We start from the raw sequence: 14863 nt of genomic DNA on the forward strand, positions 1-14863 counted from the left end.
TTTTTATAGCAGAAACTTTATGAGAAGAACGAGTTCGATTACTGCCAGGACAGGAAAACCAATTTTAAACGATGGATGCTTCGTTTTATGGCGGTAAAGTTGCATCCCTGCCGTCGTACCGACAGCGCCTCCAAATACTGCCACCAGCCACAAGGTCCTTTCTCGGATTCGGTACTCATGTTTTTTTGCCCGCTTCTTATCCTCCCACATAATCACGAGTCCTGCGATATTCATGATTAGATAGGCCAATAACCATATTTTCATATCCAATACCCCCTTATAGAAAAAGCCATCCTCATCAAAGAGAATGGCCTTTACATATGTCTAGCTCCAGCGCCTAAGGGCGCTTTTAGCTTTTCTAATTACTTGTTAATGTTTTGTTTTGCAACGTTTGCTAATTCAGCAAATGCGTTTGCATCGCTTACTGCTAATTCAGCAAGCATCTTGCGGTTTACTTCGATACCAGCAAGCTTTAAGCCATGCATTAAACGGCTGTAAGAAAGACCGTTGATACGAGCTGCTGCATTGATACGAGTAATCCATAATTTGCGGAAGTCGCGTTTTTTCTGACGACGATCGCGGAAAGCATACATTAATGATTTCATAACCTGTTGGTTAGCAACTTTGTATAATGTATGTTTTGAACCGTAATAACCTTTTGCTAATTTAAGAACTTTTTTACGACGCTTGCGCGTAACTGTACCGCCTTTTACACGTGGCATGTAATTTCCCTCCAATATATAAATCGATCACTAAATTTTTACTTCATGTAAGTTAACATTTGACGAATGCGTTTGAAATCACCTTTAGAAACAAGGGATGCTTTGCGAAGCTTACGCTTTGCTTTAGTAGATTTGTTAGCAAATAAGTGGCTTGTATAAGCGTGGTCACGTTTAAGTTGACCTGAACCAGTTTTCTTGAAACGCTTTGCAGCGCCACGGTGAGTTTTCATTTTTGGCATTTGGGATATCCTCCTTATTACTTGTCGATTTTAGGTGCTAAAACCAGGAACATGCTCCGGCCATCCATTTTAGGATGGGATTCGATCGTTGCAACTTCCTTGCACGCTTCTGAAAAACGGTCTAACACACGTTGACCAATTTCTTTATGGGTAATCGCCCGGCCCTTGAAACGGATTGAAGCTTTTACCTTGTCGCCTTTTTCCAAGAACTTAATCGCATTACGTAACTTTGTATTAAAGTCATGCTCATCAATCGTTGGGCTGAGACGAACTTCTTTAGTAGTAATGATTTTTTGATTCTTCCGAGCTTCTTTTTCTTTCTTTTGCTGCTCGAATTTAAACTTGCCATAGTCCATAATTCTGCCGACTGGAGGCTTTGCATTTGGTGCTACTAGTACCAAATCAAGATTCACTCTTCCGGCAATCTCTAAGGCTTCAGTTTTGGTTTTAATCCCTAACTGTTCGCCATTTTGATCAATTAGGCGGATTTCGCGAGCGCGAATGCCCTCATTTAACAACATGTCTTTGCTAATAATTAGCCACCTCCAAGGTTTTATCACGAATACAACGTTTTGGTCAAGAAAATCATAAGGAACCCTTTTCAACCTAAACGTCTGACACCCTATTGAATCAACAGGTAGTAAAGCTTTTTAGCAGTGCTATTAAGTGAACAAACAAAAAAGTGCGGATGAATGCACCCACACTTTACAGAACATAAGTAATAAAACCAAAAAGTTCACGTAAAACCTGCCAACTGCCAATTGCGTCAATCAGGTGAGAAGCGGGTGCTTCTTCTTTTCCCAAAAACAAGTATTCAATTTTTCACCTTAGTTAATATAACATAAGCAAAGACGTAATGTCAAACAAACTATTTCCTTTGACAACGAAATTTATTTTAGCAAGAAACTGAAAATTATTCAATATATTTTTTTATTTTAAAAAAAGAAAGAGAGATTGCTCCCTCTTCCGAATAAAAATTATCCTCTTTTCACTTCAGCAACGATTGCTGCTAAAAACTCTGAAAATGGCTTTGTTTCTGAGTTTTGTTCACCATATTTACGGACATTGACAGCTTGGTCCTCGACTTCTTTATCACCAACAACCAGCATATATGGTATTTTTTGCATTTGAGCTTCGCGAATTTTATAGCCGATTTTTTCATCACGGCCATCCAATTCGACACGTAAGCCTTCATTTTGAAGTTGCTCCTGAACTTGCTTAGCATAATCATAATGCGCACCAGGAGATACTGGAATAACCTGTACCTGTACTGGAGCCAGCCAAGTAGGGAAAGCGCCTTTGTATTCTTCAATTAAGAAGGCAACAAATCGTTCCATTGTTGACACAACTCCACGGTGGATAACGACTGGACGATGCTGCTTGCCGTCCTCGCCAACATATGTTAAATCAAAACGTTCCGGTAATAAGAAGTCTAATTGAACAGTGGAAAGTGTTTCTTCTTTCCCTAGAGCTGTCTTAACTTGAACGTCAAGCTTAGGACCGTAGAATGCAGCTTCTCCTTCTGCCTCATAGTAGTTAAGACCAAGATCATCCATGGCATCCTTCAGCATCGATTGTGCTTTTTCCCACATCGCGTCATCGTCAAAATACTTTTCAGTATCTTGCGGGTCACGGTATGATAAACGGAAGGAATAGTCATTAATATCAAAGTCTTTATAGACCGCTAAGATTAGGTTAACAACCCGTTTGAATTCATCTTTAATTTGGTCAGGACGAACAAAAATATGTGCATCATTTAAAGTCATTCCACGAACCCGCTGTAGTCCTGAAAGGGCACCAGACATTTCATAGCGATGCATTGTTCCAAGTTCGGCAATTCGGATTGGAAGTTCACGATAGCTGTGAATGCTGTTCTTGTACACCATCATATGATGTGGACAGTTCATTGGACGAAGAACCAATTGTTCATTGTCCATTTCCATGATCGGGAACATATCTTCCTGGTAATGATCCCAGTGACCTGAAGTCTTATATAAATCAACACTGCCCATGACCGGAGTGTACACATGGTCATAACCCAGACGTTGTTCTTTATCAACAATGTATCGTTCAACCACACGACGAATTGTTGCGCCTTTCGGAAGCCATAACGGTAATCCCTGTCCTACCAATTGGTTACTAGTGAAAAGGTTTAACTCTTTACCAATTTTACGGTGGTCACGTTCTTTCGCTTCTTCAAGCAAACGAAGATGCTCAGCTAGATCCTCTTTCTTAAAGAAGGCAGTTCCGTAAATACGCTGTAACATTTTATTTTTGCTGTCACCGCGCCAATAGGCACCCGCAATGCTTAACAATTTAAATTCTTTGATTTTTCCTGTCGATGGAACATGGACACCACGGCAAAGGTCAAAAAAGTCACCTTGCTCATAGAGTGTCACTGTTTCCTCATCAGGAATCGCCTCGATTAGTTCCAGCTTGTAAGGGTCACCCGCTTCTTTAAATAGCTGAACAGCATCCGCACGACTTACTTCCTTGCGAACAACTTCAATATTTTCATTGACGATTTTCGCCATTTCCTTTTCAATCCTTGGCAGATCTTCTGGAGTTAATGATTCCTCAAGGTCCATATCATAATAAAAACCACCCTCAATAACAGGACCTACTCCTAAATTCACACCAGGATAAAGCCTTTTAACAGCCTGTGCCATTAAGTGTGCTGTACTGTGCCGTAAAATCTCTAATGCGTCTACGGAATCAGGGACGACGATTTCTATTGAACCGTCTTCATTAATTGGACGGCGAAGATCATAAAGTTGACCGTTCCATTTACCGGCAATCGCTTTTTTCTTTAGGCCGGGGCTGATGGAAGCAGCGATATCTTCCGTTGTTGTTCCACGTGGGAACTCCTTTACTGCCCCATCTGGAAACGAAATCTTAACAACGTCTGACATGGTAATTCCTCCTTTGTAATTAGAAAAGCTGAAGCGCCTTGGTCAGGGGCGATATAGGGAGATTTGTCACTGGCATGCGAAGTGCCGCCAGCGACTTAGTCTCCCTTAATGCGTACAGAAAGCGGTAGCTTTCTGTAGCCAAGCATATGACGAGCCGGCGGGAAGGTTGTTCTTTAACCTTCTCGACGGATTGGCTGTAGACCATAGTGCCCCTAGGCGCTGCAGCTAGACATTTTTCCTAGTTTTGTTGAAAAATAAAAAAACCCGTCCCTGGAATAGGGACGAGTTTTGATAAACACGTGGTTCCACCCAATTTTTCATTTTCGAATGATACACATTGAAAATGACTTTGGTCAGTTAACGGCTGTGGCCGTCAACAATTACTGACTTCACGGAAACATGAAGTGTTCACTGCTGAAGTTTAAAGGTGGTAAGTATTATTTTCGTGTTAGGAGGCTTTCAGCCCTGTCCTCCCTCTCTAGAAACCGTAAAAAATACTGTTATCCTTATCATTACTTTTGCTATGAATATTCTATGTACGTTATTATAATGACTAATTCCCTAAAAATCAAGGGACATCAACCTACAAAAACAAATTATTACAAAAATTCCTGTATCTCAAGCATGGTGTTCAGAAGAATTATTATCTGCCGCCCATTTCTTAACTTCACGGAGGGACGCAAACGATTTCACAGTTACTCTTTCTTCAAAGATGTTTTTGATTGTTCGAACTAAGGGTTCTTCTGGGTCTTTTGTATACAGAAAAATAGTTGTAGGTGCAAGCGATAAAAGTGGTGCAATGGAAGCAGAATCGACATAAACAGGATGATTAACAAGTAACTTCCGGTCAATCAATCTAATTAATTCAGCTCTTTTCATCTCTACAAACTGGTCGTTATAAAAAGTAATTTCCTCGTCAAACAATAAATGAAGAACATCCATTTTTGGTTCCCTGTTCAGTAAAAAGTCCCTGAGCATTTGCACAAACATTTGATACTCCTGCTCCATTTTATATTCATCAATAGCAATCTCAACATAACCTTCAAGTAACTGGAGGTATGGCCGCAAACGAAATTTATGAAAGGAGTCAAACGAAAAAGAAATATCATCCTGAAAGATATACTCGATGGCTGCTTTAATATTAGGCTCTTCATTTGAATCCTTCAAAAAGACAATCAGGTCTTCTCTTTGACCTTCAAGAATAGAATAGATAATTTCCATTATCTGTTGTTGTACTTCTAGATCCTCATAAAAATAACGGTTTTTTAAAATTTCCCTGAACCAATCGTCACGTTTTATGTTCGTAATAAATTCGTAAAATGCATTTTTAACCATAGTAGAAATTTCAATGGATAAGAAGCTACCTAAAAATTTTACTATATGTTGATCTTCTATTAGAAGAATAGTTTCTTTATCATAATTATTTGGTAAGTACTCCAGCAAGTGGTAATAAAACTTTTGAGCATCCAGCTTGCTTTGGAAGATGATTTCCGCCAACCAAATCCCCCCTTTAAGCCAATCTTTGTTAATATATATGGGGGACTTGGCTAAAATAGAAGTTAGCTAACAGTTGCTTTTGTTATTTACAGAAAAAAATACAAAAAAAAAGACTGCTGACCTGTTTCAGCAATCCGGAAAACACGTTTTATTCCCGTCTATTTGGACCATCGACCATCACTGGCACACTCAGGGAGCGGATTCTCTCCATGATTCGTCGGGCTTTCATTTTCTCTTCTTCGCCCCGCTGGCTGTAGGTTAGATGATGCTCCAGCTCCCCAAAATTAAAGTTTGAGGTAAAAAATGTCGGCAGACTTTCAAGCATACGGAACTGTAAAATTGGCCCTAAAACTTCATCCCTTGTCCAACTCGAGACAGCTTCCGCACCAATATCATCAAGCATTAGAATCGGTTCTCTTTTTAACGCTTCAATTTTCTCATTCAAAGTCGAATCCGCAATCGAACTTTTCATTTCCCTTAATAGTTCAGGGACATAGACAATCATCGAAGAAATCTGTTTTTTTGCCAATTCATTGGCGATTGCCCCTAATAGATAGGACTTCCCGACACCGAATTTCCCGTAAAGAAAGAGGCCCTTTGGTTTTTTACCTGCCTCATAATTCATTAAAAAGGTTGCAGCCTTATCTCCGGCATCCAGCCTGCCTGAGTCTCCTTCAAAGTCTTCAAAGGTGGCCTCAAGTATGTCTCTTGGCACATATAGACTTTTGATTAGTTTTTCATTTTTCTTTTTTTCATCTGCCATGATTTTTCGAGGACAGCGTTTATAAACAACATCAATAGAGTTTCGAGATAATACCAATTCTGGGTGATATCCCTTCATGAAATTGATGCAGTTATCCAGACTTTCACATTTGTGGCATTCCTTGCTTTGGTTCGTATACTCGTACAGTTTACTCATGCTTTTATCAATCATGGATTGATCAATCTCATTTTGATGTTCTGCTAAAAAAGCTTGAATATCCGGATTTTCAAGAACTTGCCTGCGTTGTTGTTCATATCGTTTTTGAAAGCTTTCATTAGAAGCTAATCTTTTCAATGTTCGATTGATTTTTTCCAATTTTGGTCACCCCCTATTTGCGAAACGCTTTTAACTTTTCTTCAATCGCACGCTTTTTCGCTTCAACTTCACTGTTGTTTCCTTGCGCGGGATCTTTGTCTGCATCTTTCGTACTTTCATCAAACCAGTCAGGAATTAACTCTGTCCGAATTGGTTTTTTATTAGACGACCTTGTAGTTTTTTTGCTTTCTGTTACCTTATGTTCCTCATTCTTCGCGAGCTCCATCGCTTCTTTCACCGTTTTCACTTGTTTCCTTGCCCAATGACTAGCGATTGACTCGACAAAACCCTTTGTAAATTTCATGTCCGTTTTTCTCATAACCACTTCAATTAGGACATTTACCACACCTGGGGGAAGTTTATATTTAATCATGATCTCTTCTAAGGTTTTCAAATTGGCATTCGAAGGTTCAACACCGCCTGAGATTTCTTTAAAAACGATGAGTGGCGGGGTCGTCTCATAAGAGCGAATTAATTTTTCTTCCTGTGTTTTAGGTTCGGTTATTTGAGTTTGATGAACGATTGGTTGTGTTCGGTTAATAAGACTCGGAAGTTGATCGTAATTGACAAATTGATACCAATCACGAGCCCCCTTTCTCAAGTCCTCAATATCAATTTCTTCATGCTCGTTAATAGCACCCAAGATGAAATTTTTCATTTCGATTGCATCAATTTGATACAGAAATGCAAGATTACTAATTACACTTTTTACTTTTGGTGTTAGCGATTTTTTGGGAACAAGTGATTCATTCAGCCCTGCTGTTAACAAATCAAAATCAAACGTGTCCACACCAATTTGGATCGGACTCGGCTCATTCCGACCAATAAACTGTTGATTTTCTTCCTCTTGTAATTCTTCGGAAAGGGCTTGAATATATTGCATACTGCCAGGGGCCCCTGATGCAAACACGTCCTGAAAGGCTCTTGTAACATCTACATACTCTTCTTCCCTTGGCTTTTGTTGATCACTAAAAAAGCGCTTCAGACGAGAGAAATGGTTTTTTCCAATTTTTCGATAAAGATAAATATTTAACATCCCATCTAAAAAGAATTGCTCAGGACTTAAAGGTGGATGCAGTTCATAGATGAAGGACCGTCCCCCTTCATCTGTTTTGACACGCGTCTTTAATAAACCAATGCCTTCAAGCTTCAATCTGGCTTCGTAAATATCCTTTAAGTTCATCTCTAAGAGATTCATCAATAAATGATGAGTGGAAGACTCAGACCAGAGCCGATTTTCCTCTAACTCCGCCCAGAGCGTCATATATAAACTAAAGCAAGTTGACCCAATCAATGGCTGATATAAAAACGTCAGCACTTTACGGTCATACTCATGCAGCAGCCCATCAGCCGCAACTATATAACGGTCGATAGGGAGAATTTCCTGCCAATGCTGCGCCATATCACTCCAACCTTTCTTGTTATAAAATCAAAAAGAGCCAAAAACTCTTTAGCTCTTAAGATTTTTCTTTTTTGATTAATTCTTTTAATTCATCAATAAAAACATTAATATCTTTAAACTGACGGTAAACAGATGCAAACCGTACATAGGCGACTTCGTCCACATGTGCCAGCCTGTCCATGACCATTTCACCGATTGCGTCACTTTTTATTTCAGAAATACCCTGACTCCTCAGATCCTTTTCAACACCATGCGTTATATCTTCTAATTCCTTTAAGGCCACCGGCCGCTTCTCACATGCCTTAATCAAGCCACGTAATATTTTATCACGGCTAAACTCTTCTCGGGTACCTTCTTTCTTGACTACAATCAGCGGTATCTCTTCAATCTTCTCAAACGTAGTAAAACGATACCCACATTCTTCACATTCGCGTCTCCTCCGTGTTGCTCGACCTTCATCAACTGGGCGAGAGTCGAGGACGCGTGTACCATAATTTTGACAAGATGGGCATTTCATTGTAATCAACTCCAAATCTACACTTTACTCCCGAACAAAAACGCTTACTTTCATCTTATAAAAAAGACTATCTTTATACAAGTAGTAGTACTAGGAGTTTTTTATTCCTATAAAGGTATGTAATTGATTAATCCGCTCGTAATAATAATTAATCCGCTTTTTTAAATCGGGATAGGTGCCGAGTAAGGAAAATTTTTCAGATGAAATATTAAAGTCTACTGCTGTTTCCATTGGCTTTACTCCCACAATTGTAACAATTAGAAAGCAGGGGATTGGTTTACTGATTTCAACAGCAATTTCTCCATGTTCTTTAGAAACCGTAGTGACCCGGCAATCAGCATCTTCATGGAATAACTTTTCAACAGATGCAAATAATTGATTAAACATCGCCTTATAATAATGCGTTTTTAAGGAATCATCCTTAATCTGATCTGAAGTCTCAATTTGCTTTTTAAAACGAACAAATAGGTTACCTAACATAGCCATACTATTCCTCCCATGATGTAGCTTTGTTCTTATTGTACAACATTAGTCTAGAAAATATAAAAAGAGGTGTATGTATAAATACACCTCTAAGTTAATTGTTTTTATAGTGACTATAAAACTTTTGCCTGTTTTACATGAACAGGACCCATGCCACGCGGAATTTCAATATTTTCACGTGTTTGTGCATTTAATGCCTCAGCAATATAATCGGCCGCAACATTAGGATTCAAATCGCCGCAAGTGTATACATCTATGCTGGCATATCCATGTTCAGGGAAGCTGTGAATGGTAAGATGTGATTCAGAGATAATAACCACACCACTTACACCTTGTGGGGCAAATTTATGAAATGCTACTTCACGGATTTCCGCACCTGATCTAAGAGCTGCTTCAACAAAAGTTGTTTCAATAAAATTCATATCATTTAATTTTTCAAAGTCGCATCCCCAAAGCTCAGAGATTACGTGACGTCCCATTGTTTCCATATTCATTTTTCCCCCTTTAACCTTTTATGTTCTTTCTTGAAATCCTGTTATTGACGGTATCCGAGTAACTACCACGGGGGAAAGTTAGTCCAGAGAGGTCCTAACCCTTTAAGTAATTAATAGCTACCTGATTTCAAGAAGTTCACGATGACTAGTATACTTTGTTTATATTTTTTTTGCAACCTATCAATTTAAAAAACTTTATATGTTTATTTTGTAACAAGGTTAATGGGCATGTTCCATTTTTCATTCGATAAAAACACACGAAATCAAAGCTATTTTATGCAAAAAACACCCAGATGACTCAAGCAAGGCAAAAAAAATGCTGTCTATCGACAGCATTTCAGATTGTAGACAAAAGGCATTCGAATGAGCCCATTCGGATGCCTTTTTATTGGATTTTTGCTCATAAGAGCAAAATTTAGACCTACCTTTGACTATTATTACGCCAATTCTGGACCTTTCCACGTCCAGCTGGCCATCTTTTTCAAGTTCATGGCAGCAAAAGTAAGCATCGCTTGCATGGACAATTTTTTTAAGCCTCTTAAGGTTGTCCAACGCATACCATGCTTTTCCTTAGCATCCGCAAAGACCCGTTCAATCGTTTCTTTACGTCTTGCGTAAATGCTTTTATTTTCTTGTGTGTGACGAAGATGATCGGCTTCTTCTATGTAATGTTCCCAAACATGTCGCTCAATCAATTTTTTATGTTCTTTACTCTGCGTGCATTCTGAAAGTAAAGGACAATTTTGGCACTCAAACGGATTAGAGAAGTATTGACGCTTTCCATTCTTCGTCGTCGTTGCATATTTCAGTATTTGTCCTTGCGGACAGATATAACAATCGTAGTATTCATCATAAATATACTCATGTTTTTTCATATAACCGTCCTTCGTACGAGGTCGTGTATATGGTAATGCAGGAGTCATATCATTTTCAATTACGAATTGAGCAATAGCAGGTGTTTTGTATCCAGCATCAGCAGCAACAGCTTCAGGTTTCCCGTGTTTTTCAATGACCTTCTCAAGTAGTGGCTCGAAAATGACGCTATCATGGATATTCCCCGGGGTTACAATTGCACCCAAAACAAAACCATTTCGATCCGAAGCCGCATGAAATGAATATGCGAACTGTTTCGTTCGCTCATCCTTTACGTAATAACCACTTTCTGGGTCAGTGGTACTTTCTTTAATTTCCTTTAATTCTTCTTTTTCAAATTTATCTGGAGGAAATGGCTTTTTTCCGTGATCATCCCGGTCTTTATTAATCTCTTCTTGTAGACGTGTTTCATAAGCCTTCGATTCCTTTCGAACTACTTTCTTTTCAAATTTACGCTTATTTGCACTAGCTTTAACATGTGTAGAATCAATAAATACGTGCTCGCTACTAATCAATTTCTTTTCTGAGGCTTCCTTTAAAATACGATAGAATATCTGTTCAAATAAATCAGTATCCTTAAAGCGTCGCTCGTAGTTTTTACCAAACGTTGAAAAGTGAGGTACCTTATCATAAAAACCAAAGCCGAGAAACCAACGATATGCCATATTCGTTTCGATTTCTGCAATGGTTTGACGCATAGAGCGAATACCGAAGGTATATTGAATGAAAGCCATCTTTATCAATACCACAGGGTCAATACTCGGACGTCCCCGTTCAGATGAGTACATATCTTGAACAAGTGAATAGATAAATGAAAAATCAATAGCAGCTTCTATCTTACGAACCAAGTGGTTCGCGGGTACAACTTGTTCTAAAGCTATCATTTCTATTTGATCACGATTCATCTGTGTATTTTTAGTTAGCATTTCATCCACCTCATCTATATGTCTGTATCTTAATTATACAAAGGACTGATTTAAAGGTCATTATTGATTTTAAAACTTGTTGATTGGAGCGGAAGGCGCGAAGACTCCTGCGGGAGTACGGAGCAGGGGAGACCCCGCAGGCGCTTAAGCGCCGAGGAGGCTCCCCGCTACGCCCGCGGAAAGCGAAGCGCCTGGAGCGCAAATCAACAAACAATTTAACAAAGACATAAAAAAGACTGCCGGCAAACCCAAGTTTTTCGGATTTGTCGACAGTCTGAAATGCTGTCTATCGACAGCATTTTATCCGACCTTTATTTGTGATGATTTTGCTATTTCCTCTGCAACATACATGGTGAGATCCACGACACGTGAAGAATACCCCCACTCATTATCATACCATGCTAAAACCTTTACTTTTCTTGTTCCCATCACCATTGTGGAAAGACCATCAATGATGGCAGAATGTTCATTGGTATTAAAGTCAACGGATACTAATGGTTCCATCGTCAAATCCAAAATGCCTTTTAATGGGCCATTTGCCGCTTCAATAAATGCGTTATTGACATCATCTAGGGTCACATCTTGCTTAAGATCAACTACTAAGTCAACAAGTGAAACGTTTGGTGTTGGCACACGAAGTGACATCCCATGTAATTTACCTTTTAAGTGTGGTAACACAAGTGAAATTGCCTTGGCCGCTCCTGTTGTTGTTGGAATGATAGATTGTCCACATGCACGAGCCCTTCGTAAATCTTTGTGAGGGTTATCGATATTTTTTTGATCATTTGTATAGGCATGAATCGTTGTCATTAATCCGCATTCAATGCCAAACTTTTCATCTAACACCTTTGCAACAGGTGCAAGGCAGTTGGTGGTACATGATGCATTAGAGATAATGTCATGATGCTTGATATCAAGCATTTCTTCATTAACACCCATTACAATTGTTACATCCTCATTTTTCCCTGGTGCAGTTAAGATCACTTTCCTGGCTCCTGCTTCTAAGTGCAGTGCCGCCGCTTCACGAGCATTAAACTTTCCTGTCGCCTCTATAACAATATCAATGCCAAACTCTCTCCAGGGAAGCTCCTCTGGATTACGACTGCTTAATAGTTTAATTCTTTTGCCATTGACGATTAACTCATCATCTAAAGGGATAACTTCTCCCTGAAATGGTCCATGATTTGTATCATATTTAAGTAAATGTGCTAATGTTTCCGCTGGATAGCTTGCATTTATGGCAACAACCTCAAGCTTATTTTCAAGGATCGCTTTTCTAAAAACCATCCTGCCAATTCTCCCAAAACCGTTTATTGCAACTCTCGTCTTCATTTTACATCCCCTTTTTTGTATTAATGTCATACTTAATACTTGTATTGTTGTAATTAGTATAACATATTTAGGTTTAATTGTGATGAATAAATTGCGGATTTTTAAAATGTTTTACAATTTAGGCAACTTAGAAACAGAAAAAAAGAGAAGGTTGCCCTTCTCTCCCATTACTTAAGATTATTATTTATATCGATGCCAAACTGGACTAAAATTTCAAGAAGTTGTTTTTTTGTATCTGCGATCGAACCATTATTATCAATTACAGCATCCGCGAGCCTTATTTTTTCAGAAAGGGGCATCTGAGAACGAATCCTTGCTTCGGCATCCTCAACTGATAGATTATTTCTCTCGATTAATCTTTTTAATTGTGTTTCATCGTCAACATAAACAAGTAACGTTTTATCCACCATATACGTAAGTTTACTTTCAAATAATAAAGGAATATCAAGAACAGCCACTTCTTCACTGTTTTTTATTGCCTGTTCGACTTGGTCCCTCATTCTTTTTCTAACCTCAGGGTGGACGATTTCGTTTAAAGTTTGCCGTTTTTCAGCGTGATGGAAAATAATTGCGCCAAGCTTTTGCCTGTCAATTTCACCATCTTCCAATAAAATATCACGGCCAAACTCTTCAATAATCCTAAAATAAGCGGATTCACCTTTCATTACCGCTAGGCGTGATTCTATATCTGCATCGACAACAGTGATATCCATTTCTTTGAAAAAGTTTGAGACTGTGCTTTTTCCACTGGCGATTCCGCCAGTTAAACCGATAACTAATGACATGGTCTTTTCCTTTCTAGATTCATAACTTCCATATTCCAATTATGATTAATAAAATCCCTGGCAAAAACGTGAACTTTTGGATCCAATCAAACTTATGAAAAAAAGTTCCGCTTTTTATCCCTAATAGAACAAATAACGAGCTCATAATCGCGACAGTAAATGCTAAATAAAAGGGAGAGAAACCAAGCATCGCTGCACCAATCCCGGCTCCAAAGGCATCCAGAGACAAGGCAAAGCCTAACATTAAAGCTTCGATCCCCGTAATCGTACCCGATTGGTCAAAGTCAGCGGACATCGGCTTTTTCAAGATGTTGATGGCTAATCCTAGGGATTTAATTTCAAAATTTACGATTGTTTTTTCATGTTCTAGTACGTCTTTTTCTTTTTCTGGTTTGAAAAATTGAAACAAAACCCATGCACCAAGAGCAATTAGAATGATTCCCCCTAGGCTTGACGTAATCCTTGGAGATAGAACTTTTTCAAGTCCATGCCCAATTGACACGGCAATCATTAAAGAAATAGCCGAGCAACTTGCAATAATAATCACTGATCGGATCGGCATGACCATTTTCCTTAGTCCATAGGTAAAACCCACGCTAAAGCTATCAAGGCTGAGAGCAAAAGCAAGTATGAGAAGTGAGAACAACTGAACCATGATGTCTAGGGCTCCTTCCTCCAAAATCATTACGATAGTATATGGCAGGAGCCTATCAAAGGTTAATATTTTCAATTCTCACTTTTTCTACTTTTGTATCCCACTTAAATCTTTTGGCACTGCGGGCAGTAATGGGTCCCTCTGCCCCCTACGGTCGTTTTTTCTAAAGGTGTTCCACATCGTTTACACTCTTCCCCTTTACGACCATATGCGTATAATTCAAGCTGAAACATACCTATTTCCCCTTGGGAGTTAACATATGAGCGGATCGTACTTCCGCCCTTTTTGACGGCTTCGCTTAAGGTCGCAACAATTTCACGGTGAAGAACGGCAAGTTCATTTTTATTTAATGTGTTAGCAATACGTTCTGGATGTATACCTGCCCGAAAAAGAGCCTCATCCACATAGATATTACCGAGCCCCACAAAAAGTTTTTGGTCCAATAGTGCTGTTTTAATTTTTCGATTCGTTTTTTCAACCTTCTTAGTCAAGTACTCTACCGTAAATTCCTCTGAAAAAGGTTCAGGGCCAAGCCCTATGAGCGGTTCCGTTAAGAATTCGTCCCCTTTTTTGTATAAGTGCATCGTTCCAAATTTCCGAACGTCCCTATACCTTAATTCTGTTCCATCTGTAAAGTGAAAGAGTACATGTGTATGTTTATCAAAGGGTTCTTCCTTAGGATAAAGCCCGTACTTTCCTTCCATTCTCAAATGCGATACTAACGCGAAATGATCCGTATAAATGATTAAAAATTTCCCTCTTCTGCCTACATCAACAATGGTCTCCCCTACTAAAGCATCGACAAATTGTTCCACTTCAAGTGGGCTTTTAATGATTTTTGGCCAAAAGACGGAGATATCTTTGATGGTTTTATTGACAACTAATTTTTTTAACGTTTTCCTTACGGTTTCTACTTCTGGAAGCTCCGGCATTGCTGAGGGGTCCCCC

16 protein-coding genes and 1 other annotated feature are annotated in these 14863 nt (G+C 39.0%); all 16 genes read right to left on the reverse strand.

Going from position 1 to position 14863, the window contains the following annotated elements:
* Positions 1 to 3 precede the first annotated feature (3 nt).
* Positions 4 to 264 carry a DUF1294 domain-containing protein gene (locus CCK98_RS25755; RefSeq protein WP_088089207.1) on the reverse strand — a complete coding sequence of 87 codons (261 nt, stop codon included), beginning with the start codon at positions 262 to 264 and terminating at the stop codon, positions 4 to 6.
* 98 nt (positions 265 to 362) lie between these two features.
* A complete protein-coding gene (rplT, locus tag CCK98_RS25760) occupies positions 363 to 722 on the reverse strand; it encodes a 50S ribosomal protein L20 (RefSeq protein ID WP_066258061.1) in 360 nt (119 codons plus the stop codon).
* A gap of 38 nt (positions 723 to 760) precedes the next feature.
* Positions 761 to 961 (reverse strand): 50S ribosomal protein L35, encoded by a 201-nt coding sequence (gene rpmI, locus CCK98_RS25765; protein ID WP_066258063.1) that lies wholly within the window; start codon positions 959 to 961, stop codon positions 761 to 763.
* Between the two features lie 17 nt (positions 962 to 978).
* Positions 979 to 1497 carry a translation initiation factor IF-3 gene (gene infC, locus CCK98_RS25770; RefSeq protein WP_168246258.1) on the reverse strand — a complete coding sequence of 173 codons (519 nt, stop codon included), beginning with the start codon at positions 1495 to 1497 and terminating at the stop codon, positions 979 to 981.
* A gap of 134 nt (positions 1498 to 1631) precedes the next feature.
* Positions 1632 to 1764 (reverse strand) — a sequence feature (ribosomal protein L20 leader region).
* Positions 1765 to 1938: 174 nt separating this feature from the next.
* Positions 1939 to 3873: a threonine--tRNA ligase gene (thrS, locus tag CCK98_RS25775; protein ID WP_088089209.1), complete on the reverse strand. Its 1935-nt coding sequence runs from the start codon at positions 3871 to 3873 to the stop codon at positions 1939 to 1941.
* Positions 3874 to 4491: 618 nt separating this feature from the next.
* Entirely contained in the window at positions 4492 to 5370 is an 879-nt protein-coding gene (gene ytxC / locus CCK98_RS25780) for a sporulation protein YtxC (protein ID WP_088089210.1), read from the reverse strand.
* Positions 5371 to 5518: 148 nt separating this feature from the next.
* A complete protein-coding gene (gene dnaI, locus CCK98_RS25785; RefSeq protein ID WP_088089211.1) occupies positions 5519 to 6448 on the reverse strand; it encodes a primosomal protein DnaI in 930 nt (309 codons plus the stop codon).
* 13 nt (positions 6449 to 6461) lie between these two features.
* Positions 6462 to 7850 carry a replication initiation and membrane attachment family protein gene (locus CCK98_RS25790; RefSeq protein WP_088089212.1) on the reverse strand — a complete coding sequence of 463 codons (1389 nt, stop codon included), beginning with the start codon at positions 7848 to 7850 and terminating at the stop codon, positions 6462 to 6464.
* 55 nt (positions 7851 to 7905) lie between these two features.
* A complete protein-coding gene (gene nrdR, locus CCK98_RS25795; RefSeq protein WP_088089213.1) occupies positions 7906 to 8367 on the reverse strand; it encodes a transcriptional regulator NrdR in 462 nt (153 codons plus the stop codon).
* Between the two features lie 90 nt (positions 8368 to 8457).
* Positions 8458 to 8853: a hypothetical protein gene (locus CCK98_RS25800; RefSeq protein ID WP_088089214.1), complete on the reverse strand. Its 396-nt coding sequence runs from the start codon at positions 8851 to 8853 to the stop codon at positions 8458 to 8460.
* A gap of 110 nt (positions 8854 to 8963) precedes the next feature.
* Positions 8964 to 9338: an adenosylmethionine decarboxylase gene (speD, locus tag CCK98_RS25805; RefSeq protein WP_088089215.1), complete on the reverse strand. Its 375-nt coding sequence runs from the start codon at positions 9336 to 9338 to the stop codon at positions 8964 to 8966.
* Positions 9339 to 9781: 443 nt separating this feature from the next.
* On the reverse strand, positions 9782 to 11143 hold the full coding sequence (locus tag CCK98_RS25810) for an IS1182 family transposase (RefSeq protein WP_088088840.1): 1362 nt from the start codon (positions 11141 to 11143) through the stop codon (positions 9782 to 9784).
* Between the two features lie 300 nt (positions 11144 to 11443).
* On the reverse strand, positions 11444 to 12475 hold the full coding sequence (locus CCK98_RS25815) for a glyceraldehyde-3-phosphate dehydrogenase (protein WP_088089216.1): 1032 nt from the start codon (positions 12473 to 12475) through the stop codon (positions 11444 to 11446).
* A 167-nt stretch (positions 12476 to 12642) separates the two neighbouring features.
* Positions 12643 to 13260, reverse strand: a complete 618-nt coding sequence (coaE, locus tag CCK98_RS25820) for a dephospho-CoA kinase (RefSeq protein ID WP_088089217.1) — start codon at positions 13258 to 13260, stop codon at positions 12643 to 12645.
* A gap of 19 nt (positions 13261 to 13279) precedes the next feature.
* On the reverse strand, positions 13280 to 13915 hold the full coding sequence (gene ytaF, locus CCK98_RS25825) for a sporulation membrane protein YtaF (protein WP_088089218.1): 636 nt from the start codon (positions 13913 to 13915) through the stop codon (positions 13280 to 13282).
* Between the two features lie 104 nt (positions 13916 to 14019).
* Positions 14020 to 14847: a DNA-formamidopyrimidine glycosylase gene (gene mutM / locus CCK98_RS25830; protein ID WP_088089219.1), complete on the reverse strand. Its 828-nt coding sequence runs from the start codon at positions 14845 to 14847 to the stop codon at positions 14020 to 14022.
* Positions 14848 to 14863: the final 16 nt, after the last annotated feature.

The organism is Bacillus sp. OV166 (assembly GCF_900177675.1).
Classification (GTDB): domain Bacteria; phylum Bacillota; class Bacilli; order Bacillales; family Cytobacillaceae; genus Neobacillus.